General features: G+C 60.0%; 23 protein-coding genes. 4 read left to right on the forward strand and 19 right to left on the reverse strand.

Features of this window, described 5'->3' with window-relative positions; translation table 11 throughout:
• Positions 1-160: 160 nt before the first annotated feature.
• The 8 genes from ACRC4F_RS14125 to arnB are packed head-to-tail and all read right to left on the reverse strand — an operon-like array spanning position 161 to position 8,958.
• Positions 161-1,540: a UDP-glucose dehydrogenase family protein gene (locus tag ACRC4F_RS14125; RefSeq protein ID WP_438659854.1), complete on the reverse strand. Its 1,380-nt coding sequence runs from the start codon at positions 1,538-1,540 to the stop codon at positions 161-163.
• Positions 1,537-1,938, reverse strand: a complete 402-nt coding sequence (gene arnF / locus ACRC4F_RS14130; protein WP_438659855.1) for a 4-amino-4-deoxy-L-arabinose-phosphoundecaprenol flippase subunit ArnF — start codon at positions 1,936-1,938, stop codon at positions 1,537-1,539. The genes ACRC4F_RS14125 and arnF overlap by 4 nt, the downstream gene beginning before the upstream one ends.
• A complete protein-coding gene (arnE, locus tag ACRC4F_RS14135; RefSeq protein ID WP_438659856.1) occupies positions 1,935-2,279 on the reverse strand; it encodes a 4-amino-4-deoxy-L-arabinose-phosphoundecaprenol flippase subunit ArnE in 345 nt (114 codons plus the stop codon). Before arnE ends, arnF begins: the two co-directional genes overlap by 4 nt.
• The gene (arnT, locus tag ACRC4F_RS14140) at positions 2,276-3,925 is read right to left on the reverse strand and encodes a lipid IV(A) 4-amino-4-deoxy-L-arabinosyltransferase (RefSeq protein WP_438659857.1); all 1,650 of its coding nucleotides are present in this window, start codon (positions 3,923-3,925) and stop codon (positions 2,276-2,278) included. Before arnT ends, arnE begins: the two co-directional genes overlap by 4 nt.
• On the reverse strand, positions 3,922-4,806 hold the full coding sequence (gene arnD, locus ACRC4F_RS14145) for a 4-deoxy-4-formamido-L-arabinose-phosphoundecaprenol deformylase (protein WP_438659858.1): 885 nt from the start codon (positions 4,804-4,806) through the stop codon (positions 3,922-3,924). The genes arnT and arnD overlap by 4 nt, the downstream gene beginning before the upstream one ends.
• Entirely contained in the window at positions 4,806-6,797 is a 1,992-nt protein-coding gene (gene arnA, locus ACRC4F_RS14150; protein ID WP_438659859.1) for a bifunctional UDP-4-amino-4-deoxy-L-arabinose formyltransferase/UDP-glucuronic acid oxidase ArnA, read from the reverse strand. The genes arnD and arnA overlap by 1 nt, the downstream gene beginning before the upstream one ends.
• The gene (gene arnC / locus ACRC4F_RS14155; protein WP_438659860.1) at positions 6,794-7,813 is read right to left on the reverse strand and encodes an undecaprenyl-phosphate 4-deoxy-4-formamido-L-arabinose transferase; all 1,020 of its coding nucleotides are present in this window, start codon (positions 7,811-7,813) and stop codon (positions 6,794-6,796) included. Before arnC ends, arnA begins: the two co-directional genes overlap by 4 nt.
• Complete coding sequence (arnB, locus tag ACRC4F_RS14160; RefSeq protein WP_438659861.1) at positions 7,810-8,958, reverse strand: UDP-4-amino-4-deoxy-L-arabinose aminotransferase; 1,149 nt, start codon at positions 8,956-8,958, stop codon at positions 7,810-7,812. Before arnB ends, arnC begins: the two co-directional genes overlap by 4 nt.
• Positions 8,959-9,372: 414 nt before the next feature.
• Here arnB and ACRC4F_RS14165 point away from each other — a divergent pair, with 414 nt between their 5' ends.
• Positions 9,373-10,263, forward strand: coding sequence for a site-specific integrase (locus ACRC4F_RS14165; RefSeq protein WP_438660131.1), 891 nt, complete (start codon positions 9,373-9,375; stop codon positions 10,261-10,263).
• A gap of 3 nt (positions 10,264-10,266) precedes the next feature.
• On the opposite strand, the gene ACRC4F_RS14170 is transcribed toward ACRC4F_RS14165, so the two are convergent.
• The 10 genes from ACRC4F_RS14170 to ACRC4F_RS14215 all read right to left on the reverse strand — a co-directional run bounded on the left by ACRC4F_RS14170 (position 10,267) and on the right by ACRC4F_RS14215 (position 21,763).
• Complete coding sequence (locus ACRC4F_RS14170; RefSeq protein WP_438659862.1) at positions 10,267-11,337, reverse strand: ABC transporter ATP-binding protein; 1,071 nt, start codon at positions 11,335-11,337, stop codon at positions 10,267-10,269.
• Positions 11,334-12,932 carry an ABC transporter permease gene (locus ACRC4F_RS14175; RefSeq protein WP_438659863.1) on the reverse strand — a complete coding sequence of 533 codons (1,599 nt, stop codon included), beginning with the start codon at positions 12,930-12,932 and terminating at the stop codon, positions 11,334-11,336. Before ACRC4F_RS14175 ends, ACRC4F_RS14170 begins: the two co-directional genes overlap by 4 nt.
• A 3-nt stretch (positions 12,933-12,935) precedes the next feature.
• Positions 12,936-13,949: an iron ABC transporter substrate-binding protein gene (locus ACRC4F_RS14180; RefSeq protein ID WP_438659864.1), complete on the reverse strand. Its 1,014-nt coding sequence runs from the start codon at positions 13,947-13,949 to the stop codon at positions 12,936-12,938.
• A 207-nt stretch (positions 13,950-14,156) separates the two neighbouring features.
• Entirely contained in the window at positions 14,157-14,717 is a 561-nt protein-coding gene (locus ACRC4F_RS14185; protein ID WP_438659865.1) for a PqiC family protein, read from the reverse strand.
• Positions 14,718-14,734: 17 nt separating this feature from the next.
• The gene (locus ACRC4F_RS14190; protein ID WP_438659866.1) at positions 14,735-16,390 is read right to left on the reverse strand and encodes an intermembrane transport protein PqiB; all 1,656 of its coding nucleotides are present in this window, start codon (positions 16,388-16,390) and stop codon (positions 14,735-14,737) included.
• Positions 16,371-17,030: a paraquat-inducible protein A gene (locus ACRC4F_RS14195; RefSeq protein ID WP_438659867.1), complete on the reverse strand. Its 660-nt coding sequence runs from the start codon at positions 17,028-17,030 to the stop codon at positions 16,371-16,373. The genes ACRC4F_RS14190 and ACRC4F_RS14195 overlap by 20 nt, the downstream gene beginning before the upstream one ends.
• Complete coding sequence (locus ACRC4F_RS14200; RefSeq protein WP_219097404.1) at positions 17,027-17,623, reverse strand: paraquat-inducible protein A; 597 nt, start codon at positions 17,621-17,623, stop codon at positions 17,027-17,029. Before ACRC4F_RS14200 ends, ACRC4F_RS14195 begins: the two co-directional genes overlap by 4 nt.
• A 224-nt stretch (positions 17,624-17,847) precedes the next feature.
• Positions 17,848-19,140: an NAD(P)/FAD-dependent oxidoreductase gene (locus ACRC4F_RS14205; protein WP_438659868.1), complete on the reverse strand. Its 1,293-nt coding sequence runs from the start codon at positions 19,138-19,140 to the stop codon at positions 17,848-17,850.
• Positions 19,137-20,225: a polyamine ABC transporter substrate-binding protein gene (locus tag ACRC4F_RS14210; RefSeq protein WP_438659869.1), complete on the reverse strand. Its 1,089-nt coding sequence runs from the start codon at positions 20,223-20,225 to the stop codon at positions 19,137-19,139. Before ACRC4F_RS14210 ends, ACRC4F_RS14205 begins: the two co-directional genes overlap by 4 nt.
• A 179-nt stretch (positions 20,226-20,404) precedes the next feature.
• Complete coding sequence (locus tag ACRC4F_RS14215; RefSeq protein WP_438659870.1) at positions 20,405-21,763, reverse strand: glutamine synthetase family protein; 1,359 nt, start codon at positions 21,761-21,763, stop codon at positions 20,405-20,407.
• Between the two features lie 161 nt (positions 21,764-21,924).
• Between ACRC4F_RS14215 and ACRC4F_RS14220 the strand changes: the two genes are divergently transcribed.
• The 3 genes from ACRC4F_RS14220 (at position 21,925) to ACRC4F_RS14230 (ending at position 25,373) form a co-directional block, all read left to right on the forward strand.
• Positions 21,925-22,833, forward strand: coding sequence for a helix-turn-helix domain-containing protein (locus ACRC4F_RS14220; RefSeq protein WP_438659871.1), 909 nt, complete (start codon positions 21,925-21,927; stop codon positions 22,831-22,833).
• 267 nt (positions 22,834-23,100) lie between these two features.
• Entirely contained in the window at positions 23,101-24,300 is a 1,200-nt protein-coding gene (locus tag ACRC4F_RS14225; protein WP_438659872.1) for an alpha-xenorhabdolysin family binary toxin subunit A, read from the forward strand.
• A gap of 29 nt (positions 24,301-24,329) precedes the next feature.
• The gene (locus tag ACRC4F_RS14230; RefSeq protein WP_438659873.1) at positions 24,330-25,373 is read left to right on the forward strand and encodes an alpha-xenorhabdolysin family binary toxin subunit B; all 1,044 of its coding nucleotides are present in this window, start codon (positions 24,330-24,332) and stop codon (positions 25,371-25,373) included.
• Positions 25,374-25,471: 98 nt separating this feature from the next.
• Here the strand turns inward: ACRC4F_RS14230 and ACRC4F_RS14235 are convergent, their stop codons facing one another.
• A complete protein-coding gene (locus tag ACRC4F_RS14235; protein WP_438659874.1) occupies positions 25,472-26,365 on the reverse strand; it encodes a LysR family transcriptional regulator in 894 nt (297 codons plus the stop codon).
• Positions 26,366-26,447 lie beyond the last annotated feature (82 nt).

Genomic DNA, 26,447 nt, shown 5'->3' on the forward strand with positions numbered 1-26,447 from the left:
GATTTAGCGAAACGTCGCACCGCCCCGTTCGGGGGCGCAGCAGCCGTGAATCCTGCAAGTGCGGTGTGAATGAAGGAATGCTGGGGGCCGCTTCGCAGCCCAACGGGGATAAATCCCCTCGCCACAACGGCAGCTGCTACCACGGGTTGTGCCAGCGCAATCAAGCGACAACCTGCGCCGCCGGCCATTGCTGGTGCGGAATCGGCAACTTGCGCGATTCCCCACGCCCCATCGGGAAGTACAGGAAACCGTTGCGGGCCAGGCGTTCGGCGTCGTACAGGTTGCGTCCGTCGAAAATCACCGGCGCCTTCAACCGTTGCTGGATCAAATTGAAATCCGGGGCCTTGAACTGCTGCCATTCGGTGCAGATGATCAACGCATCGGCACCGGCCAATACCGATTCCGGCGTGCCCATCAGCATCAATTTCGATTCGTCGGGATACAAATGCTGGGTTTCCTGCATGGCTTCCGGATCGAACGCGCGCACGCTGGCGCCGGCAGCCCACAGCGATTCCAGCAGCACCCGGCTCGGCGCATCACGCATGTCATCGGTGTTGGGCTTGAAGGCAAGCCCCCACACCGCGAAGGTCTTGCCGCGCAAGTCGCCCTTGTAGAACGCGTTGATGCGCTCGAACAGCTTGTGCTTCTGCCGCTGATTGATCGCTTCCACCGCTTGCAGCAGGTCGCTGGAGCAGTGCGCTTCTTCGGCGCTGTGGATCAGCGCGCGCATGTCCTTGGGGAAACACGAACCGCCATAACCGCAACCGGGATAGATGAAGTGGTAACCAATGCGCGAGTCGGCGCCGATGCCCAGGCGCACCGACTCAATGTCGGCACCCAGGTGCTCCGCCAGTTCGGCGATCTGGTTGATGAAGCTGATCTTGGTCGCCAGCATGCAGTTGGCGGCGTACTTGGTCAGTTCAGCACTGCGCAGGTCCATGAACATGATGCGGTCGTGGTTACGGTTGAACGGTGCGTAGAGGTCGCGCATCACGTCGCGCACGTCATCGCTCTCGCAGCCGATCACGATGCGGTCCGGGCGCCGGCAGTCCGCCACGGCAGAGCCTTCTTTCAGAAATTCGGGGTTGGAGACGATATCGAACTGCAGCAACCGGCCGACCTTGATCAGGCACTTGTCGATGTGCGCACGCAAGGTATCGCCCGTGCCCACCGGCACCGTGGATTTCTCCACCAGAATCACCGGTTGCTCACGATGCCGCGCCACCGCTTCGCCCACGGACAGCACGTAACGCAGGTCCGCCGAGCCATCGTCCCGGGACGGCGTACCGACTGCGATAAACAGCACCTGACCATGCTGCACCGCGAGTTTTTCATCGGTGGTGAATTGCAGTCGTCTGGCTTCCAGGCTTTCACGCACCAGGCTGGCCAGCCCCGGTTCGAAAATGCTCACGTGGCCCTGTTGCAACAACTCGACTTTCTTCTCGTCAATGTCCATGCAGACCACGTCGTGGCCGACTTCCGCCAGGACGGCGGCTTGCACCAGGCCAACGTAACCGCTACCAAATACACTGATTTTCATGAGGCACTCCTGAGTTCGGGCGCGCGAGCTGGACGGCTGTTGATGGTGATGACCCCGAGCATGACCAGGGCCACCCCGAGGGTTTTTGGAAAGCTGAACGTTTCGTTGAACAGCGGCAGGCTGGCGGCCAGCAGGTACACCAGCGCGTAGCTGATGCTCAGCAGCGAATAGGCCCGACCCAGCGGCACATCCCGCAGCGCGGCGAGCCAGCAAATCATTGAAAGGACGTAGGCTAGGATCGCGGCCGCAACCACGGTGACCGCCGTCGGATCGATGCTGGACGTCAGCAAGTGTTCGGGTGACGGCAGGCGCGTCATGCTCCAGCGCATGCCCAATTGCGCCGCGCTGCCGAGCAGTACGCTGCCCATGGCGAAGGAGATTCCGCGGCGCAGGCTCATGCGTGTTGCCCCAGCAGAATCACACCGCCGATCACCAGCGCCACGCCCATCCAGTGCTGGCGGTCGATGGGTTCGTGGAAAACAAAACGGGCGATCAGCGTGATCAGTACGAAATTCAGGCTCAGCATCGGGTAGGCGATGCCGACTTCAAGGCGCTGCAACACCAGCAGCCAGACCAGCAAGCCCAAGCCCAGCGCAGCGAGCGCCAGCCATAGCCACGGCGAGCGCATTTTCGCGCCCCACGTCGACGGCTTGTCGCGCCAGCTCTCGACGGCGTACTTCTGGGCGATCTGGCCCAGGCAGGTCAGCAGGCACGCGGCCAACAGCAGGAGCAGGCTCATGACGCACCCTGAGGAAAGATCAGAATCACCAGATTGCCTTGTTCATAGCGTTTGCCATCCTTGGGCAGGCGTTCGATTTCTTGCAGCTCGTCCTCACCCTTGACCCGCATCACCACACCGACCGAGCCATTCTGCCGGGCGTTGCGGATCCACTGTTGAACCTGATCGGGGTCGACGCGCTGCTGCACCGAGTCAGGATAAGCAAGGCCATATTTCAGTTCGCCTATCGTGTTGTACAACGCCACGTCTGGACGTTTCAGGCGCCAGGACAGGGCGGCTGCGGCACCGAGGTCGTTGCTCAGCAGTCGGTCGGTCTGGCCGAGTTCCCGGGCATGCTCGAGGATGAATTGGTCGGGCATCTTGTTGGCCACCACCGAATCGGGCAGCCCGGCGGGCAGCAGACCGATCAGCAGCAGGCTGCCAAACGCCGGTGCCGCCCAGCATTGCAGGGGTCTGAAGGCTTGCAGCAGGTTGGCCATGATCCAGCCGATCAGGCCGATGAACACCAGCACCAGGTTGTGCAGTTCATGGTTGTAGACCGGCTTCTGCAGTTGCAGGTAGACGAGGGCGAGCAGGGTGGTCAGGCCCAGTATCAGGTTCAGCAAGCCGTTGATGCCCAGGACCCGGCCTTGTTCCAGCTTGAGCCGGTCGGCCAGGAAGTGCCCCAGCAGCAAGGCCAATGGCAGCAGGCAGGGCAGGATGTAGCTCGGCAACTTGCCGTTGCTCAGGCTGAAGAACAGCAGCGGCATCAACAGCCACAACAGAAGAAAACCAATGCTGGCCTGGCCGCGTGTTTTCCATGCCTGGCGCAGCGCCGATGGCAATAACGCCGCCCACGGCAGACTGAACGCCACCAGCAACGGCAAATAGAACCACCACGGTGCGTCGTGTTGCGCATCGTCACCGGCAAAGCGACGGATGTGTTCGTGCCAGAAGAAGAACCGCCAGTAATCGGGCTCCTCGGCGTGTACCGCCAGCGCCCACGGCAGACTCACCACGATGGCCACGACAATCGCCACTGGGCCGTAGATCAGCAGCTCACGCCAGCGTTTTTGCCACGCCATGAAAGGCACGGCAATCAACACCGGCAGCAACCAGGCCAGGAAACCCTTGGTCAGGAACCCCATGCCGCAAGCCAGCCCAAGCACTGCCCAACCGATCAGGCGTGGGCCACGGCGCACACTGTCCAGCGCAAACCACAGACCGACCAGGCTCAGATTGACCCAGAAGGTGAATTGCGGATCAAGGTTGGCGTAGCCCGCAGCGCCAGCGATGACGGTGAAACTCATGTACAGCAGCGCACAGGCAAAGCTCTTGCGCGGTTCGTTCCACAGTCGACGGGCGATCAGGAAGCACAGCATCACGCTCAGCCCGGTGCACAGGGCCGAGGCAACGCGCACGCCAAACAGATTCTGGCCAAACAGCGCCTGGCCGGCGGCAATCATCCAGTAGCCCGCGACCGGTTTTTCGAAGTAGCGCAGGCTCATGAAATGCGGCGACACCCAGTCACCACTGAGCAACATGCCTTGACTGATTTGGGCGTAGCGGGTTTCGTCGGGGATCCACAAGCCGTGACTGCCCAGTGGCAACAGGTACGCCAACAACACAATCCCCAGCAGCAGCGGCAGTGCCCAGCGTTTACTCATGCGCCTTGCACTCCCAGCCAGCCTTCCCGGCCGATGAGAGTGCCGCGCACGACACGGCCGGATGGCAAGGTGCCGAGAGCTTCGGGCAGCAGCTCGCCCAAGGGTGTGAAGCAGATGCCACGCTGGCGCGCATCGGCCAGCAATTGACGGAAATCGTTGGCCATCAGAATCCCTTCCACTTCGGCGTGGATCGTGTAGACGTTGAGTGTTTCAGGAGTGAATCGATCGAGAATGAAGCCGTTGAAGTCCTTGGCCGCGACCGATGGACCGACCACTTCATCGTAGGTCGGCAGGTCCACCGGAATTTGCGGCGCCCCCAACCCGCCCCCGGCCAGTGCCGGCCGGAACAGGCTCTGGCCGCGACAGTCGCTGTTGTAGCGAAAGCCGAACGCTTGCTTGGCCTCGATCACACGCTCGTCCGCACGCCAACCGGCAGACGCCGAGCACTCGACTTTTTGCCCGAGGATGTCGCTGAGGGTGTCCACGCCCTGGCGGATCTGTTCGATCAGCTGCGCGTCGCTCCAGCGCCCGGCATTGGCCTGCCAGCCATGATGATCCCAGGCGTGCAGGCCGACCTCATGGCCGGCATCCCGGGCCTGACGCATCAAGTGCCCGAGGTCGCGACCAATGGGTTTGCCCGGCCAGGCAGTGCCGGCCAGCAGAATGTCCCAGCCATACAAACCGGCCGCGTTGGAACGGAGCATTTTCCAGAAAAATTGCGGGCGGATCAGGCGCCACAGATGGCGCCCCATGTTGTCCGGCCCGACGCTGAAGAAAAACGTCGCCTTGACCTGCGCTTCATCGAGGCTTTCCAGCAGTCGAGGCACCCCCTCACGGGTACCTCGGTAGGTGTCGACATCGATTCGTAAGCCTGCCTGCATCAGTGGCTGTCCGTTTGTTCGAGCATGGCTTCGCGCAGGAAGAAATCCAGCGTATTAGCAATGGTCTCGCTCATCTCAACCGTGGGCGTCCAGTCAAGCAGACGCCTGGCGTTGGCGATGCTCGGTTTGCGGTGGGACACGTCCTGATACCCGGTGCCGTAGAACGCCTTGCTTTCCACATCGCGAAAACCGGCGAATGGCGGGAAGTTGTCGCGCAGCGGATGCGCTTCGAACTGACGCAACAGCTCTTCGCCCAGCTGACGAATGCTGGCCTCGTTGTCCGGGTTGCCGATGTTGATGATCTGGCCATTGCAGGCATCGTTTTCGTTGTCGATGATCCGTGCCAGCGCTTCGACGCCATCGGCGATGTCAGTAAAGCAGCGTTTCTGCTCGCCGCCATCGAACAGCCGGATCGGCGAGCCTTCCACCAGGTTCAGGATCAATTGAGTGATCGCCCGGGAGCTGCCGATCCGCGCCGAGTCCAGGCGGTCCAGGCGCGGGCCCATCCAATTGAAAGGCCGGAACAGGGTGAAGTTGAGGCCTTTCTGGCCGTAGGCCCAGATCACCCGGTCGAGCAATTGCTTGGAGATCGAATAAATCCAGCGCTGCTTGTTGATCGGGCCGACGACGAGGTTGGAGGTGTCTTCGTCGAAGTTCTGGTCCTGGCACATGCCATACACTTCGGAGGTCGACGGGAAGATCACGCGCTTGTTGAATTTGACGCAGTAACGCACCAGTTTCAGGTTCTCTTCGAAGTCCAGCTCGAACACCCGCAGCGGGTTACGGGTGTATTCGATCGGCGTGGCAATCGCCACCAGCGGCAGGATTACGTCGCATTTCTTGATGTGGTATTCGATCCACTCGGAGTGAATGCTGATGTCGCCTTCAACGAAGTGGAAGCGCGGATGGCTGCGCAAGCGGTCGATGGCGTCGGAACCGATGTCGAGGCCGTAAACCTCGTATTTGTCATCACGCAACAGGCGCTCGGACAAGTGATTGCCGATGAAGCCGTTGACGCCCAGGATCAGCACGCGCGTGCGACGCGGCCCGCGACCGGACTCGGCGCCACGCATTACCGAACCTTCGACCAGCCCCAGTTCGCTGGCGAGTTGCGGTCCGCTCAGGTACAAGCCGTTATCGCTACGCTGGCCGGCGGTGATGACCAAAGAGTCTTCGCCGCAGGCGATGCGCAGCGGATCGACACTGATCACCCGGCCCGGTGCCAGGCCTTCATTGCCCTTGGCAACGTCTGCACTCCAGACAATCAGCTTGTGCTCACCCACGGCGCAAAACGCGCCGGGGTAGGGTTGGGTGACGGCGCGGACCAGATTGAACAGTTCTTCGGCCGGTTTTTTCCAGACCAGTTTGCCGTCGGCAGGTGTGCGACGGCCGAACACTGTTGCTTGGGAATCATCCTGATCCGTTTCGCTGATTCGACCGGCAAGCAACGCCGGCAAGGCATCGCGCAGCAGGTCGGTAGCGGCCACGCGCAATTTGCCATGCAGGGTCAGCGCCGTGTCGCTGCGCTCAATGGCAACCCGTTGCTGGGCAAGGATGGCGCCAGCGTCGGCACGTTTGACCATGCGGTGCAGGGTCACGCCGGTTTCGCTTTCGCCGTTGACCAGCACCCAGTTGGCCGGCGCGCGACCCCGGTAACGCGGCAGAAGCGAACCGTGCAGGTTGAACGCACCTTTGCGGGCCGTAGCCAGCAGCGGTTCACTCAGCAGATGGCGATAGTAGAACGAGAACAGGTAATCAGGCTTGAGCTGGCGGATTCGCTCGATCCACAGCGGATGGTTGGCATCTTCCGGGGCGTGAACCGGGATGCCCTTGTTCGCGCACAGCTGCGCCACGGAGCCGAAAAAGGCGTTTTCTGTCGGATCATCGGCGTGGGTAAACACCGCAGCGATCTCGAAACCCGAGGCGAGCAGGGTTTCGATGCCGGCACAGCCGATGTCGTGATAGGCGAAGACAACAGCTTTTGCGTTCATGAGAGAACCTGATCGGAAGAAGTGGAAGTGAGGCCGTCGACGGTCACAGCGGGAGCCGGCGTGGCGGGCTGGCTACGCAGGACCTTCTCGACGAAGAAGCGGGGACGGGCGCGGACGTCGCTGTACATGCGGCCCAGGTATTCGCCCAACAGGCCCATGCCGATGAATTGCCCGCCGGTGAACACGAACAGCACGGCGAACAACACGAACGTGCCGTCGCCGGCCCATTCGGCGCCGAACACCAGCCGCAGGACGATCAGCGCAATGGCGAACGCCACACCCAGGCCGGCCATGGCGAAACCGACGATGCTCAACAGGCGCAGCGGCGTGGTGGTCATGCAGGTGATCAGGTCGAACATCAGGTTGATCAGGCGCATGGGGCTGTACCTGGATTCGCCGTGTTCACGCTCGGCGTGCATCACCAGGATTTCCGTGGTGTGCCGGGCAAAGCTGTTGGCCAGGATCGGGATGAAGGTGCTGCGTTCGCGGCAGGCGAGCATCGCGTCGACAATGCTGCGGCGGTAGGCGCGGAGCATGCAGCCGTAATCGCTCATGGCCACGCCGGTGGAGCGCTGCACGGCGAGGTTGATCAGCTTCGAGGGCCAGCGCCGCAGGGATGAGTCCTGGCGGTTGTTGCGTACCGTGGCGACCACGTCATAGCCAAGTTCGGCCTGCGCCACCAGACGTGGGATTTCTTCCGGCGGGTTTTGCAGGTCGGCGTCGAGGGTGATCACCACATCGCCTTTGCACTGTTCGAAACCGGCCATGATTGCCGCGTGCTGGCCGTAATTGCGGTTGAGAATGACCGCCACCACCGGGCTGCACTCGCGATTGGCGGCGTCCTCGAGAATTTGCGCGGAATTGTCGCGGCTGCCGTCGTCGACCATTACGATTTCGTAGTCGTGGTGCAACTGCTGGCACGCCGCTTCGGTGCGCCGCAGCAACTCGGGCAGGCTGTCTTGCTCGTTGTAGACCGGGATAACGATCGACACGCAACGGATCGGATAGGGTTTCACAGGCGTCTGTCCAGAGTGTGTTCAATGGCGTCGACAACGCGATTCACGTCATCGGTGGTCATGTCCGGGAACAACGGAATCGAGCACAGGCGCGCCGAGTTCCATTCGGTATTGGGCAGGTAAAGGTTGGGAAAACGGCGGCGGTAATACGTGTGCAGGTGCGTGGCGATGAAATGAATGCCGGTGCCGATGTTCTGTTCCTGCAACGCTTTCATGAACGCTTCGCGGTCCAGGCCGCAGCGCTCGGCGTCGATGCGCAGAATGAACAGGTGCCAGGCGTGCCGCTGCGGATACGTCGGAACGGCCAGCGGTTGCACGGGTAACCCTTCGAGGCGTTGCAGATAGGTACGCGCCAGCTCGGTGCGCCTGGCGTTGATCTCGTCAAGACGCTCCAGCTGCACCAGGGCGATGGCGGCATTGATGTCGGCCAGGTTGTATTTGAAGCCCGGTTCCATCACCTGCGCCTGAGGCTTGCGGCCGTGGGTCAGGCGGTCGTAGGCATCAACGCCCAGGCCATGAAACTTGAGCATGCGCACCCGGTTGGCCAGCGCCGTGTCGTCGCTGACGAACATAGCGCCCTCGGCACAGGTCATGTTCTTGATCGCGTGGAACGAGAAGATCGCCGTGCCTTTCGCGCCGACAGGCCGACCTTTGTAAAAGGTGCCGGCTGCGTGGGCGGCGTCTTCGATGATGGGGATGCCGTGTTTGTCGGCCAAGGCGTAGAGCGGATCGAGGTCGAAAGCGGCACCGGCGTAATGCACCGGAATGATTGCCCGGGTGCGCGGGGTGATCGCCGCTTCAATGCTCGCCAGGTCGCTCATCAGCGTGTCGCGGTCAACGTCGACGAAGACCGGTCTGGCCCCCAGCAGGCAAATCATGTTGGCGGTGGACACCCAGGTCTGGGACGGTGTGATGACTTCATCGCCCGGACCGATGCCCAATGCCAGTAATGCGATGTGCATACCGCCGGTGGCCGACGAAAGTGCAACGGCATGGCGGCAGCCGACATAGTGGGCAAATTGCTCTTCCAGTTGCTGGTTTTTCGGCCCGGTAGTGATCCAGCCGGAACGCAGTACTTGCTCTACAGCGGCGACTTCTTCATCGCCGATGGTGGGGCGGGAGAAGGGCAGAAACACTTCATTCATAAGCTCTTTCATTAGAATCACCGGGCGAACGACGCCCTTCAGCGAAATCGCCGAAACAAGCGTGTTTTCAAGGGTTTGACTGCCGGAGCAGGAAGCCATCAATTGACATTCCCGGCCGCGACCGGCAGCGTAACGGCCCACAAGGGCTCGTCGGGTTGATTGAAGGTTATGCCCGATTTTGTGAAAGGAACATGAAAAACCGGTCTTCGAATCGTTTATCTGAACCTCATACAGCCACTGTTCAGACTTCTGCCGTTCATCGAGATTTTCAGAAGAAAAGTCCTCTCGAAGTGTTCCCCTTTATATGAACGATGTTTCAATCCTTAGTTGTTTTTACTGAAGTGTTTCCACTCAAGGCCGTTTCGTTTGATTGACTTACCTGATACCGATCCTGTTGTTTCGAAAACCAACCCGATGACTGTTTACCTGGCCCGACTGGCACCCTCCAGTCAGTTGACCATGCGTTACGTTTTGCAGGATGCGGCCGACCGTCTGGGGTTCGAAGACATGAACGTCGAAGAGATTCCCTGGCACCAACTCCAGCCCGAGAATGTCATTGCGCTGGTCGCGGCACTGCGCGAAGACGGATACGCGCCAAACACCTCTTCGCTGTACGTCAACGCGGTGCGCGGGGTGATGAACGAAGCGTGGCGCATGAGCCTGATCAGCCAGGAGCATCTGCTGAAAATGCGCTCGGTCAAGGGCATTGCCGGCACGCGGTTGTCCCAGGGCCGTAACCTGCGGCGCTCGCTGATTCAGGAAATGATGGCGGTGTGTGCCGCTGACCCGCGTCCTCAAGGGTTGAGAGACGCAGCGATCATCGGGATTTTGTATGGCTCGGGCATGCGCAAATCCGAATCGGTGAACCTGGACCTGTCACAGGTGGATTTCAGCGAGCGCAGTTTGCGAGTCAGCGCCAAGGGCAACAAGCAGTTGATCAAATACGCGCCGGCCTGGGCCTTTGAAAAACTGCAGGCCTGGCTGGAACTGCGCCGTTCGCACCTCAAGGAAGGCGAGGTGGACGACCCGTTCCTGTTCAACCGTATCCGTCGAGGCAGCCACATCACCCGCGAGCGCATCACCAAACACGCGATCTATTACATCGCCCGCCAGCGCGGCGCACAGGTCGGGGTGAAAATCATGCCGCATGATTTCCGGCGCTCGTTCATTACCCGGGTGATCGAAGAGCACGACCTGTCGATTGCGCAAAAACTCGCCCATCACAGCAACATCCAGACCACGGCCAACTACGATGTGCGCGACGACAACGAACGGCGTCGTGCGGTGGACCGCTTCGATCTTTGATGTTCACGGTTCGCTCAGCACATGGGCATGGCCGATGGTCGACACATGAACGGCACTGCCGGCGGGTGGTGCGTACATGCCCGAGCTGCGCACCATCAATGCTCGACCGTGCGGGTCGCCTGCGGCGGTCGGCTGCAACTCCACGGTCAAGGTGCACGTGTTGCCGCTGAAATCCCGTTCGGTCACGACGGCGCGACACCCGGCGACTTCGCCCGGGCCGGGCTGGATGCTGACCAGTTGCAGTTGCTCGGGGCGCAGCATGATCTGCGCCGATTTGTTGTTGCGGTGGTTGTTGACCGGTATCCGCCCCAGGTCGCAATGGGCCCAGCCGGCCTCGATCCGGGCGGGCATGACCACGGCGTCGCCGAGGAACAGCGCGGTTTGTTCGTCGTCGGGATAACGGTAAAGGTCCAGCGGAGGGCCCGACTGCACGAGCCGACCGTCGCGCATTACCGCCAACTGATCGGCGAACGACAGCGCTTCGCTCTGGTCATGGGTGACCAGAATGGTGGTCACGCCAGCGTCGGTCAGCAAGCGCGCGACCATTTTGCGCATGGCGCCGCGAAGGCCGGTGTCGAGTGCCGAGAACGGCTCGTCCAGCAACATCAGGCGCGGCTGCTGCGCCAAGGCCCGCGCCAGCGCCACACGCTGTTGCTGGCCGCCGGAAAGCTCATGGGGCCAACGTTTGGCCATGTTCGAGTCCAGGGCGACGCTGTCCATCAATTCGGCGACTCGCTGGTGTCTGGCGTCACCCTTGGTCGACAGCCCGAACCCGATATTGGCGGCCACGGTCATGTGCGGGAACAGGGCGCCGTCCTGGGGAACATAGCCAATCAAGCGCTGATGCGCCGGGACTTCGTGGGTGTCGTCGACCAGCGTCTGACCATTGAGCGACAGCTTGCCGGTGTCCGGGAATTCGAAGCCGGCGATCATCCGCAATAACGTGGTTTTGCCAGAGCCGGAGGGGCCGACGATCACTGTCCGGCTACCGGTGGGCACCGACAGGCTGATGTTCTCCAGGGCTTGATGGGCGCCGTAGGATTTGTAGATTGAATCGAGTTCAAGGGTGTTCATCGGCCAGCCGTTCGTTTGGATTGGTGATAAAGAAGACCGGTCAACGGAAGCGACAGCACAATCATCAGCAAGGCGTAGGGCGCGGCAGCGGCATAGTCGATTTCGCTGGTCATGGCCCAGAAACCGGTGGCCAGGGTGCGTGTGCCGTTGGGGGCGAGCAGCAGGGTCGCGGTCAGCTCATTGGTGATCGCCAGAAACACCAGAGCAGCGCCAGCGGCGGCCCCGGGCGCGGCGAGGCGCAGGGTAATCAGCCACAAGGCCCGCGCAGGCGAACGGCCGAGGCTGCGCGCCATGTTTTCCAGTTCTATCGGTGCCTGCGCGATGCCTGCACGCAAACTCACCAGAGCACGCGGTAAAAACATCAGCAGGTACGCCAGCAATACCGTGACAGTGGTCTGGTAAATCGGCCGGGCGAAATGGATGGTAAGGGTCACCAGGGCCAGGGCAACGACGATTCCGGGTAACGAGCTGGTGATGTAATTGCAGCTTTCCAGCAATCGTTGCAGGGGGCCAGGTGAGCGGATCGACAGCCAGGCAATCGGGATCGCGGCGCAGGTGGTGAGGACTGCGCCTGCCATCCCTAACAACAGGGTTTGTTCCAGCGCCGGCATCAACTCCGCCAGGTCCCAGACTTGCGTGCCGCCCGCTATCAGCCATTTGCCCAGGGTGATCAGCGGCACACCCAGTGCCAGTGCGCAGGTGGTGATTTGCAGCATCAGTCCGAGCACGCTGGCTTGAGCGCCCAGACGCACAACCCGCTGCTCACGGGCGCTGCCGGAGCCGACCCGGGCGTAGCGCGCCGTGCCGCGAGCGGCCGATTCGACCGTCAACATCACCAGGCAACACAGGGCAAGCACGCTGGCCAGCATCTGGGCAGCGGGGCCGTTGAAGGTGGACTTGAACTGATCGAAGATCGCCGTAGTAAAGGTGTCGAAACGGATCATCGCGTACAAGCCATATTCGGCCAGCAAGTGCAGCCCCACCAGCAAGGCACCACCGCAAATGGCCAGGCGCAGTTGCGGCAACACCACGCGGAAAAAGATCTTCCAGGGCTTGAGCCCCAGAGATTCGGCCACGTCCTCGATCGCCGGATCGAGCCGGCGCAGGGTGGCGGCAATGGGCAGGTACAGGAACGGGAAGTAGGCGATCACCGAGACCAGCACCCCGGCAAACAGGCCATGAATCGGTGGAATCAGGCTGACCCACGCATAGCTGTGAACGAACGCCGGCACCGCCAGCGGCGCAGTGGCCAACAACGACCACCCGCGTCGACCCGGCAGGTTGGTGCGCTCTGTCAGCCAGGCCAGGGTCAGGCCAAGCGTGATGCACAAGGGAATCGTGATCACCACCAGCAACACGGTGTTGAGCAGCAGCTCGCCGACCCGTGGGCGAAATACCAGCGGCACCAGCGTCGCCCAGCCGGTTTCAATCGACACGCCGATGACGAAGGCAATCGGCATCAGCGCCAGTAATGAAACCAGCACCGACAAACCGAGTACCCACGCGCCACCGTGACCGGCGAAGACGCCACGGGCGCGGCGTCGCAGGTTGTCGGGTATCGCCTCGGGGATACCCGTTGGCAGGGTTTCAGGCATCAATTAAAGCAGTCCCGCCTGAGTCATCAGCTCCACGGCTTTTTTGCTGTCGAGTTTTGAGGCATCGACCGCTGGGGCGTCGAGTTGCTGCAAAGGCACCAGTTTTGGATTGGATTGGGCATTTTTGCCCACGGCGTATTCGAACGATTTGCCGGTCTTGAGAATCTCCTGGCCGTCCTTTCCGGTGATCCATTTCAGTAACGCCTGGGCTTGCTCCTTGTGCTGACTGGACGCCAGGACGCCGCCCCCCGAGACACTGACAAACGCGCCGGGATCCTTGTGCCTGAAGTAGTGCAGGGCGGTGTTCTTGCTGTTTTCGCCAGTCTTGGCCTGATCGCCGAAGCTGTAATAGTGATAGATCACGCCACTGTCGATTTGCCCGGCATTCACCGCTTTGAGCACCGAGCTGTTGCCACGATAGGCGGTGAAGTTGCTTTTCATCCCTTTGAGCCACTCCAGTGTGGCCGCTTCACCCTTGAGTTCGAGCACGGCAGCGACGATGGCCTGGAAATCGGCACCGGCCGGCGACGCACCCCAGCGGCCCTTCCACGCGGGATCGGCGAGGTCCATCAGCGATTTTGGCAAGTCGGCTTCGGGCAGTTTGCTCGGGTTATAGACAAACACCGTGGAGCGCGCGGCGATCCCGACCCATTTGCCGTGGGCCGGACGGTAAGCAGCATCGACTTGCTCCAGAGTGCCCGGCGCAACCGGTGCAAACAGCCCCGCGTTGTCCACCAGCACCATGGCCGGGGAGTTTTCGGTCAGGAACAAATCGGCCGGGGACGCAGCACCTTCCTGCACGATCTGGTTTCCCATTTCGGTATCGTCACCATTGCGCACGGTGACCTTAATTCCGGTTTCCTTGGTGAAGCCTTCGACCCAGGCTTTGGTCAGGCTTTCGTGTTGCGCGTTGTAGACCACGATGCCGTCGGTCTCCGCTGCAGACACGTGTCCGGCGCCGAGCAGCGCCGTGGCCAGCAAGGCCGTTTTAAGGAATGAAGGGATGGGGGTGATCATTCTGTCGGCAGCTCCTGTTCTTTTTGGAAAGCATGCACGTCTATTCGCTGGCAAATCGATGCGAACCGTCTGCATGGTGTGAGTCGCAGGAAATGTAGAGCGTCAAATGAGAAATCAACGTCAAGGAAACCGTTAATACATGTCATTTTCATTCAGATTAGCAGCACCTCGGCCCCTTGCCCGCTGGACATGAATCAAACAATTTCGTCACTGGCTCGATGGGCAACCCCTTAACGTTCCACCACCCGCCTGACTGATCGCAGCGGCCAGACGCTTGACGTTGTTCTGATGCGCCACCACCAAATCATCGATGCTGGGGCCAGAAGGGGTCTGCAACGTGCTGCGACAGGTCACCAGCGCGGAATCGCCGTCGCCGAGATTGCGCAGGCGCCATTTGACATCGATCAAGGCGTATTGCCCTGGGATCGAGTCGAAGCGCTGCACATCCAGGCGCACGGACAGTTTGCGTTGAGGGTTGTTGTTGAGCAGTTGATCGACCATCGCGCTGCGCAATTCATCCACCAGGCTGGCAGCCCACCATTCGGTTTCGAGTATTGCCAGGCCGCTGTTGCCCTGACGGATGACGATCTGCGGACGATCGACCTGGGGCGGAACGCTGATGCCTTCGATCTGAATCTCAGCGGCACCGGCGCGGGATTGATTACCCAACTGCGTCGGCATCAGGGTGTGAAACTGGATCGGATCACTGCGGCAGGCGGTGAGCAGCAACAGCGCGGTGACCAAGGTGATCTTCAGCGAAAAAGCCATGGGTGTTGCTCCTGTGGTCAGTTGCGCGGTGGCGCCTGCAGATCCATCGGTGCGGCGTTGTTGGGTCGGCCGCGAATCAGCGATTCCGGATGCCGCCCCAGGTAATCCGAGAGTTCACGCAAGGAGCGCGACATGCGCCCGAGTTCGTCCAGGGTCTGGGTCAACTGTTCCCGCTGGGGTGAGTCTTCGGCCAGGGTCGAACTGGCCGATTGCAGCGTCTTGCTGACGTCGGCCAGGGTGGTTTGCACGCCCGGCAGGGTCTTGGCGTTGAACTGGGCGAGGCCCTTGCGCAGCTCGACGAGGTTGCTGTCCAGGTTACCTGCAATCCGCTCGATCGGCAGTTGGTTGATCTTGTTGACCATGCCTTCGAGTTTTTCCTGCAACTGTTCGAGGCTGCCGGGAACGGTGGGAATACTGACCGGACGGGCGCTCGGATCAAACGCGACTTTCTCGGCCTTGGGGTAGAAATCCAGCGAGATGTACAGCTGGCCGGTCAGCAGATTGCCGCTGCGGGCCTGGGCGCGGAGACCGTTCTCGATGAACGAGCCCATCAACCGCACGCCCGCGGCCTCGTCATTGGGATCATGATTCAGCGCCTTGAGCATTTTGGTGTGGGCCATGCCCAGGCGCTGCGGATAGATCACGATGCCAACGTTGACCGGGAAGCTGCGCTTTTTCGCATCGAAATCCAGATTGATCGACACCACTTTGCCGAACTCCACGCCGAGGAATTCCACCGGCGCATCGACCTTGAGACCGCGCAAGGCCTGGTCAAAACGCAGGCTCAGGTATTGACCCTTGCCACTGGGCGGGGCGAGGGCGGTTTGCTGGTCGGGGAACAGTTCGTAGGCGTATTCCTCAGCCGCCGGTTTATCGTTGGGGCTGTACTCCGGCGCGCGGAAGGCGATGCCGCCCACTAACAGCGTTGACAACGACTCGGTTTTCACCGCGAAACCATTGGCGCCGACGCTGACATCAATGCCGCTGGCGTTCCAGAAGCGGGTGTTTTCGGTGACATAGGCGTCATTCGGCGAGTGAATGAACAGGTCGATGTTCACGCCTTTGCCGTCAGGGTCAAGGGCGTAGGCCACCACTTGGCCAACCGGGATTTTCCGGTAGTAAACCGGCGAGCCGATGTCCAGCGACCCGAGGTCCTGGGTGTGCAGGGTGAAGCGCTTGCCCGGTTCGCCATAGGTAATGGGCGGCGGGTTTTCCAGGCCTTTGAAGTTTTTTGAGCGGGTGTTGGCCTGGCCGATATCGGCGCCGATGTAGTCGCCGGACAGCAGGGTATCGATGCCCGACACACCGCCCGCGCCGATACGCGGACGCACCACCCAGAACTGCGAGTCTTCGCGGGTGAAGCTTTCCGCCTGTTTGGCCAGTTTGATCGTAGCGTTGACACTCTTCTGGTCGTCGCTCAGTTCCACGTCCGAGACGTGCCCGATCACCACATTGCGGTATTTGACCTCGGTTTTGTTGGCGGTAAGGCCGCTGCCGGTCTTGAACGTGACGGTGATGGTCGGGCCTTCCTGCAGCATGCTGTGGACGACGAGGGAAATGCCCACCAGTACGGCAACGATGGGCACGATCCAGACCAGCGAAATGCTGAATCGACGGGTCTTTATGGGGGCCTGGCCCGGTGCTTGCGGCCCGTCAGTGGCTTGCGACTTCATCCATGTCCTCCTCGGTTTGTGAGTGCTGATCTCGCTGCTGATCCCAGATCATTCGCGGGTCAAAACTCATCGCTGACAGCATGGTGAACACCACCACCAGACCAAAAAACAGAATGCCCGGGCGCGGTTCGATATCGGCCAGGGCCTGGAACTTCACAAGTGAGGCCACCAGCGCCACCACGATCACATCGAGCATGGACCAGTAACCGATGACCTCGACGAACCGGTAAAGCTTCGACCGTTCCTTGCGCGCCCACAGGCTGTCGCGGTGCACCGTGACCAGCAGCAGTATCAGGGCGACGAACTTGACGCCCGGCACCGCGATGCTGGCGATAAAAATGATCAGGGCGATGTCCCAGGCCCCGTGCTGCCAGAACTCCAGAACACCACTCATGATCGTGCTGTCAGCACCGCTGCCGACCATCTTGGTGTTCATCACCGGCAACAAATTGGCCGGGATGTAAAACACCAGAGAGGCCAACAGGTAGGCCCAGGTCCGTGCCAGCGAGTTGGTTTTGCGCCGGTGCAACGGCGCGCCGCAGCGTTCGCATTCATGAGGATTGTGTGTGATGTCACAGGCCAGCCCGCAGCTGTGGCACAGACACAGGTTGAGCTCGCTGGCGACCGGAGGCGTTGTCATAAGGTGTCCCACAGATCACGGACGTCGCGTCCGGCGATGCGGATCATCATCAGGCTGAGCACGGCCAGGGCAAACAGACCGATACCGGGCAGCACATCCAGCAGCCCGGCGAGTTTGATCACCGCGACCATCGCCCCCAGCAGACAGACTTCGAGCATGCTCCAGGGCCGCAGGGTTTCCAGCCAGCGCATGCAGAATCTGAAACCGGGCGAGCGCCGCGAGGCGAGGGCGTAGCTCAGCACCCAGATCAGCAGCAACAGCTGGAAAATCGGCGCGATGATCATCGCGATTGCCGCCACCATGGCGATGAAGGTGATTGGCCCCAGGCTCAGGGCCAGCACCGAATCCCAGAGCGTTGCGCTGTTTTTCAGGCCTTTGAGGCTGATGCTCATGACCGGGTAGAAATTGGCGAAGATCCACAGCATCAACGCGGTCCAGGTCAACGCCAGGCGTTGTTCCACCGTCAGGCCGTTATAGCGCTGGAGCACGCCGCCGCAGCGTGTGCACAGGGTTTTTTGATGTTTGGCGAGCGTGACTTTTTCATACACGCAGTCGCAGTGCTCGCAGATGATCAGTTGGTCAGTCGTAGCCATAGGCCGCACTCGCCAGGACACAGGAAAGTCAGAGCACCTCCTCAATATAGAAGTGCCTCGCGATTGAGCAAATCGAAAGGCCAAATGCCTGATAGACCGTGTCATCGTTCATCGTCGGAACGCCGCCCGGAGCCGGCTCGCTCCCACAGGATCGTCGTCGTTCACAAATACTGTGTTCGCCGAAAATCCCCTGTGGGAGCGAGCCTGCTCGCGATAGCGGCCTGTCAGCCAACCATTTCGCGCAAGCGATACCACAACATCCCAAGCGCCAGCAGTGGCGAGCGCAGCATCGGCCCACCCGGGAAGGTCATGTGTGGCACCGCGCTGAACACATCGAACCCTCGACTGTGCCCGGCATGAATCGCTTCGCCCAACAGCTTCGCGCACCAATGCGTTACGTTCAGCCCATGGCCGGAATACCCCTGGGCGTAAAACACGTTCGGGTGCTGGCTCAAGCGCCCGACTTGCGGAAAACGATTGGCGGAGATGCCGATCCGGCCGCCCCACTGATAGTCGACGCGCACATCGCGCAATTGGGGGAAGACTTTGAGCATCTGCGGGCGCATGTACGCCGTGATGTCGGCCGGATCGCGCCCGGAATAGTGGCAGGCGCCGCCGAACAGCAAGCGCCGGTCCGCCGAGAGCCGGTAGTAATCGAGGCCGACTTTCTGGTCGCACAACGCCAGGTTCTGCGGGATCAATTGCGCGGCAACCTCTGGCGCTAATGGTTCGGTGGCGATGATGTAGCTGCCGGCCGGGAGCACCTTGCCGCTGAGTTTCGGTTCGAGCTCTTCCAGGTGGGCGTTGCAGGCCAGCACCAGACTGCCGGCGCGCACCGTACCGCCGGCACAGCGGACCTGCACCGTGCTGCCGTGAATCAACTCCAGCACCGGGCTCTGTTCGAAGACCTGCACCCCGAGGGATCGCGCCAGTTTGGCTTCGCCCAGCACCAGGTTAAGCGGGTGCAGATGGCCTGAGCCCATGTCGATCAGGCCACCGGCATACACACCTGAATCCACCACTTGCTCACGAATCTGCTCCGGCCCGACCAGTCGGGTTTGATGGGCGTAACCCGATTCGGCCAGACTTTCCTGCTCCGCCTTGAACGCCGTGAACTGCGCCTGGGTGTTGGCCAGCTCGCAGAATCCCCAGCGCAGGTCGCACTCAATCCCGTGTTCACGGATGCGATTGCCCACCAGTTCCACCGATTCGATACCCGCTCGCTCCAGATAGCGCACGCCGTCCTCACCGATGTAACGGGTGAAACCGCTGACGTCATGCCCGATGCCGCGGATCAACTGCCCGCCATTGCGCCCGCTGGCGCCCCAGCCGATCCGCCGGGCCTCCAGGAGAATGACCGAGAGGCCGCGTTGAGCCAGTTCGATTGCGGTGTTGACTCCGGTGAAACCGCCGCCGATCACACAGACATCGGCCACAAGGTCCGAGGCCAGCGTGGGGCAGGGCGTCAGGCTATTGGCTGTCGCCGCGTAATAGGAATGTGCGTGTTCGTTATTCATTTGTTGGACTTCACTTTGCTCCAGGAACGGGTCATCAGTCGCATGATCGCCTGGGGCGGGGTGGTCGAAATGTAGAGTTTGTCGAGCACTTCCTGGGGCGGATAAACCTCAGGATTGTTCACCAGTTCAGCGTCCATATACGGCTTGGCGGCCGGGTTCGGATTGGCGTAACCGACCGAGGCGCTGACCTTGGCGATCACTTGCGGGTCCAGCAGGTAGTTGATGAAGGCGTGGGCTTCTTTCGGGTTGCCGGCATCGGCAGGAATGGCCAGCAGGTCGAACCACAAGTTACTGCCTTCCTTCGGAATGGCGTAGGCGATGTTCACGCCGTTCTTGGCTTCCTTGGCCCGGTTCGCGGCCTGGAACACGTCACCCGAGTAGCCGAAAGCCACGCAGATGTCACCGTTGGCCAGGTCCGACACGTATTTGGAGGAGTGGAAATAGGTGATGTAAGGCCGGATGCTCAACAGCTTGGCTTCGGCTTTTTTGTAATCCTCGGGGTTCTCGCTGCGCGGGTCCATGCCCATGTAATTGAGAATTGCCGGGAACACTTCATCGGCCGAGTCCATCATCGACACGCCGCACTGGCTGAGTTTCTTGATGTTTTCCGGCTCGAACAGCACCGCCCAGGAATCGATGTGGTCGATGCCGAGCACTTGCTTGACCTTGTCGACGTTGTAGCCGATGCCGTTAGTGCCCCACAGGTACGGCACCGAATGCTCGTTACCCGGATCGTTTTTCTCCAGCAGCGCCAACAGTTTCGGGTCGAGGTTCTTGAAGTTGGGCAACTGCGCGCGGTCCAGTTTGAGGAACGCGCCGGCCTTCACCTGACGGGCGAGGAAGTGGTTGGACGGCACGACCACGTCATACCCGGTGCGACCGGCAAGCAGTTTGCCTTCAAGGGTTTCGTTGGAATCGAAGACGTCGTAGATCACCTTGATCCCGGATTTGGCCTGGAAGTCGGCGAGAGTGGTTTCGCCGATGTAATCAGTCCAGTTGTAGACGCTGACGGTGGGCTGAGCCTGGGCAACGGCACTGAACAGCACGGCCAGCGCGGCCGGCACCATGGATTTCAATAGACGCATTCGACACCTCTTCGGATTTTTGGATTTTTCAGGTGTTTCTTTGGTGTTCTTGTGGCCGCTATCGTCGGAACGCCGCCCGGAGCCGGCTCGCTCCCACAGGGGAATGCATTCCAAATGTGGGAGCGACGGTGCGACGATTCGACCTGCTCGCGATGGGGCCTTCACAGACAACGCAAATCTCAGACGCTAAGCATCAAGAACTCACGCTCCCAGGAGCTGATCACCCGCTTGAAGTTCTCGTGTTCAGCACGCTTCACCGCGACGTAACCCCGAACAAATTTGTCGCCCAGATACCGCCCGATGGTTTCGCACTCTTCCATCTGCGTCAGCGCGTCTTCGATGGTGATCGGCAGGCGCAGGTTGCGGCGCTCGTAGGCTCGACCTTGCACCGCTGCACTCGGCTCGATGCGTTCGATCATGCCCAGGTAACCGCATAACAAACTGGCGGCGATCGCCAGGTACGGGTTGGCGTCAGCCCCCGGCAAGCGGTTTTCCACGCGCATCGAGTCCGGAGTGGAAGTCGGTACACGCAGGCCGACGGTGCGGTTTTCTTCGCCCCATTCGACATTGACCGGCGCCGAGGTGTCCGGCAGGAAACGGCGGAACGAGTTGACGTTGGGCGCGAACATCGGCAGCACTTTCGGGATGTACTTTTGCAGGCCGCCGATGTGGTGCAGGAACAGCTCGCTCATCGTGCCGTCGGCATTGGCGAAGATCGGCTGCCCGGTGGCGATGTCGACCACGCTCTGGTGAATGTGCATGGCGCTGCCGGGCTCATCGCCGATCGGCTTGGCCATGAAGGTCGCCGCGACGTTGTGCTTGAGCGCCGCCTCGCGCATGGTGCGCTTGAACACAGTGATCTGGTCCGCCAGGTCCAGTGCATCGCCATGACGGAAGTTGATTTCCATCTGCGCCGGGCCGTCTTCGTGGATCAGCGTATCGAGGTCCAGGCCTTGCAGTTCGCACCAGTCGTAGACATCTTCGAACAGCGGATCGAATTCGTTGGCGGCGTCGATGGAAAACGATTGGCGACCGCTTTCCGCCCGACCCGAACGACCCAGCGGCGCTTTGAGCGGCAAGTCCGGGTCTTCGCAGCGCTGGGTCAGGTAGAACTCCATCTCCGGCGCGACAATCGGCCGCCAGCCTTTGTCGGTGTACAGCTGCAGGACTTTCTTCAGCACGTTGCGCGGCGACAGCTCGATAGGGTTGCCGAACTTGTCAAAGGTGTCGTGGATGACGATGGCGGTTGGCTCGATGGCCCATGGAATCACGTAGACCGCGTCCGCAACGGGCTTGCAGACCATGTCGATGTCGGCCGGGTCGAGCAGGTCGTAGTAGATGTCGTCGTCGACAAAGTCCCCGGTTACCGTTTGCAAAAGCACACTTTCCGGCAGGCGCATGCCTCGCTCATGCAGGAACTTGTTGGTGGGTGCGATTTTGCCGCGTGCAATGCCGGTCAAGTCGCTGACCACACACTCGACTTCGGTAATCTTGTGATCTTTCAGCCACGTGAACAGCTGATCGAAAGGGACATTCATAAAGACCTCGTTATTGGTTTTATTAACGCCGGGGAGGGTGGTTTCATCCACCACACACTTCCCCTGAGACGCGTTGACGACTATCTTGGGCGAGCCTCGCGGTTCCATCTATCCACTTTAAGCAGCACCAAAACGCACCAAACGAGTGCGTAAGGTCTTTCATGTCAACGTCCAATCCGATTCAGGTTCAAGCGTTCAACACCGATGATGTTGCCGCGCAAATCCGCGCCACGCCGGGTTGGGTCCAGCATTATCAGCAGATGTCTCCGGGGCATTTCGCCGGGCGCGTGCGCTACCTGGACCTGCAAGGCGTGGAGATTTACGAAGAGCAGATGAACACACGGGTCGAACAGAATTTCAGCGCGCCCCAGGGTTCGCTGGCGTTCTGCTTTGATCGCAGCGACAACGCGCTGTACGTGTTGAACGGTGAAAGCCGCAACATCTGGATCACCCCGGAGAACTACCAGGAAATCGCCGTGGTGTTCGGGCCGGAGTTCGTGCAGCGTCACGGTCTGAATGTCGCGCGGCTGGAAGGCTTGTTCATGTCGCCGCTGAACTCGGGGCAGAACGCCTTATTCAGCCGCTGGTTGAGCGGCACCTTGACCCGGCTTGCCGAAACGCTCGACCCGCCGAGCAAGGAAGCGCTGACCCAGCAACTGCTCGAAGACTGCCTGTACATCCTCGATAACGCCTGCGTGTGCCTCGACCGTGGCGGTCTGCAGCGCCGCACCGAAGAACGCTCGGTGATGAAACGCATCGGTGAATGGGCCGCCGATTCACCGGAAGAAACTCTCAACCTGCTGGAGCTTTCCCAGGTGGCCGGGGTTTCACTGCGTCAGTTGCAGCACGCGTTCAAGGCCTTCACCGGGATGACACCGACCCATTGGCTGCGCCTGCGCCGACTCAACAGTGCACGCCGTGAATTGCTCGCTCGAACGCCGCATGACACCACCGTTGCCGAAGTGGCGATGAATTGGTCGTTCTGGCATTTGGGGCGGTTTTCCAGCAGTTATCGGGCGTTGTTCAAGGAACTGCCGAGCGAAACGCTCAAACGCAATAGTCAGTGTTGATCGAACTAATAAAAGATAGGGTTATTGCAAACTTGAAATTCTTGTACGTGCCCAGCTGTTTTCTATAATCCTCATCTGTAGTCCATTTCCTGCAAGTGTCGCTCGATGTTTCAGGATTATTCAATTCCAAGATTTATTTGTTTTAAATCAATTGATTACGTGATCTGTATTGTATTTAAGCTGATTTGAGTCAGGCGCAAAGGTCATCTAGGTTTCTGCTCGTCGATACAAGTCGTGTATCGATTTGAACGAACCGAGGCAAACACAATGACTGTGCTGTTGAATGAATCAGAAAGTAGCCATGACCTTCCAAAAGCGGTACTTAAACTGATCTCGGGAGAATTTCCCGGGGTGGCCCGCAGTGCCGGGATCTTTACCAAAGAAGACGTGATCAAGATAAAGCAGTATGTAAAAAAAGGCCTGGCGCTGCCCAGCGAGTTGCCGGAGGTCGAGTCGTACCTGAAGTACACCAAAGTGGACATCGCCGGGCTGGAGCCCAGCGATATCCAGGTGTTGTTCAAGAAAATCAGAATTCATGCCTCGAGCTGGGACGCGGTAGAAAACAAAATCCTTCAGCAAAGTATCGATTTGAGTTCCGCGGCTAAAAACATCGTCAGCAGTGGTAGCGAAATCATTTCCGTGATCAAGGAAATGCCGATCATGGAACGCGTCAGAACGACATTGGGCGAGATGAGCAAAAACGATCTGGAGGGCATCCGCTATACGTCTGACGACGGTGAAGTGGCGTCGGCCGTGACGGAAATCATCGAGCTGATGAAGGTCGACATCAAACGCCAGCAAAGCGCGACCCAGGAGCTGAAAGATCGCCTGTCCAATTTCAAGATCGAGTTGTCGGGCGGCGAGCTGTCCACGGGTAAGCGCGTCTTTGGCTTGCAGTCCGAAGTGAAGGGCAAATACGACTTGATGGAACGCAACAACTTGCTCGAATCCATCGCCAGTACCAAACAGACGATCAAGGAGAAGAAGGACCGGGTCATTCAGCTCGACAAGGACTACGACTATTACGTGGGCATGTCGTTCTCCGGTGGTCTGCCGATTTTCTGGCCGATTTCCGGTTCGATCTTCGGCCCGAAAGCCGAGGCCGCCCGCAAGGAACGAAATGCCCTGAAAACCGAAATCGACGGGTTGGAGCTGGCCGTCAGCGGCAAGGAAAACCTGCAAAGCGCCATCGAAGGTTCCATGTCCAACTTTGGTGATATCGGCATCCGCATGGCCGGCGCTGAAGCGGCACTGAACATCTTGAACACGATGTGGCAAACCATTCTGAGCAAGGTTGATTCGTCGGCGGAGCAATTCGGCCGTATTAACAATGCCTTGCGCCTGACTTCATTTGTCGCCGAGTTTTCTCAGGTGATCGATCCGTGGCGCGACGTCAAGGACACCGCCGGTGACTTGGTGACGGTGTTTAACGAAGCCCTCGACGAATACAAAAAAACCTTCAACTGATTTGCCCAGCGGACAAAAGGATTATTGCCATGAGCAGTGTGACGCCGATCGACGCGCCGGTTATTCCGGTGATTGACGTAAAAAACATCATTCAAACCATTCGGGATATCTCCCGGCTGGCGAACTTCAGAAATGAACGTCCGGACGTGCTGCAGGAAAGAGCACAGCGGGTGGTCGCGTATTTGAACAATATCGATACCGCCATGCGTGAATCATTTCCGCTGTTGTTGACCGCTCTGAACACCGCCTCCGGGCAACACTGGTTTGAGGTCCTTGATGAATTGAATGGCGCCCTGGACAGGCATGACCTGTCACCGGACGATCGGGCGCTGGTGGCCGACGAACTGGCGAACGTCAAAGGCAACATCAATACGTTGCTGGAGAGCGTCGAAGCGAAATTCATCGCTCGCTCGCGGTTGCTTGAGAGCGAAGTCCAGAGCCTCTACAAAATCGAAATCGGTGAGCGCGCGGAGGAACCGCTGAAAGTCGCGCGCGACCGCAAAGCCAGGATTCTGGCCCAGCTCAATGATCACCACCTCAATAAAGCGACGTGCGAAGAACAGCGCGACACGCTGATCAAGGCGCAGGAGGTGATTCGCGAGTTCAACCTGGCCGACATGTATAAAAATTACATCCCGGACGCCAAGGCACTGGACGGCCTGGACATGGAAAACCCGAAAAAGGAAGCGGTCAAACAAGGCATTGAACTGGTCAGGAAGGTATTGGGGGTTGTCTCTGACGGTATCAAATACACTCAGCTTGCGACTTCGCGAAACAATCTGGACCTGGCGATCGAGTCGATAAACCGCTTGGTCGAGGGGCTCAATAATGAGCTGCAGGGCGCCGAAAATGTCTTGTCGGACATCAGCGCCATCGCGGAAATAGACCGCCGACGCAGGACAGCGGGTGAAGAGATCCTCGTCGTGGCGGGGGTGTGGCGCAGCTTTTCAATGCACCTGGAGACGCTGAAAAACCTGGAGTACAACCAGGCCGGGCTGTCCAGGTTCCTGACACGGTACAAGAATCATCTGGAAGGATTGGCGGGGGACTACAACAGCACGCTGATCAACTAGGCCGTCAAACGCAGCCTCGTTTCACTCGACAGCCGCTACAGGTGCACGCTCCCACTCTGTAGCAGCTGTCGAGTGAAACGAGGCTGCGATCAATCGAATCAGCCCCGGTAACGCAACGCCTCCAGCAGCAACGCAAACGCGGGGGAGGCCTGGCGTCGACTGGGGTAATACAGGTGAAAACCGGAAAACGGCGCGCACCAGTCATCCAGCACCGCCACTAACCGGCCTTCGGCAATGTGCGGTGCAACAAGGTCTTCAGGAATGTAACTCAAGCCAAATCCATCCAGTGCCGCCTGCAGCAATTGGTAGACGCCGTTAAAGGTTACTTGCCCCGAGACACGGACGTTCAGGCTTTCCTGATCCTTCTTGAACTCCCAGGTATACAGGCCGCCGTTGGTGGGCAGCCGCAAGTTGTTGCATAGGTGTTCAGTCAAATCGCGGGGCGTTTGCGGCAGGGTGCGATCGGCAAAATAGGTCGGCGAACCCACCACCAACATCCGCATGTCCGGCCCGATGCGGGTGGCGATCATGCCCTGGGCCACGTCCTCGCCCAAGCGCACACCGGCATCAAAACCCTGGGCGGCGATATCGACGAAGCTGTAGTCGCAGCAAACTTCCACGGAGATGTCCGGGTACTGCGCCAGGAACGGCTTCAACACCGGCCACAGAATGAATTCCAGCGCATGGTCCATCGCATTGATGCGGATCTTGCCCGCCGGGGTGTCACGCAGGTCGCTCAGCGCTGCCAGTTCGATTTCGATCTCTTCGAAATGCGGGCCCACCGTCTCCAGCAGGCGCTGGCCAGCCTCGGTCGGCGATACGCTGCGGGTCGTGCGCGTCAGCAGGCGCAGCCCCAATCGGGCTTCCAGCCCACGAATCGTATGGCTCAGCGCTGACTGCGAAACCCCCAGCTTAGCGGCGGCCTTGGTAAAGCTGCGTTCGCGCGCCACTGCGAGGAACGCGAGCAGATCGTTGGCGTTTTCCCGGAGCATTCATGAGTCTCCCTCATAGGTCTAACCCGATATTAGCGATTAACCCTGTGGTGAGGGATTTATCTGGCGAGGGATCTCCTCG

It is taken from the genome of Pseudomonas sp., assembly GCF_051660785.1.
In the GTDB taxonomy this organism is placed as follows: Bacteria; Pseudomonadota; Gammaproteobacteria; order Pseudomonadales; family Pseudomonadaceae; genus Aquipseudomonas.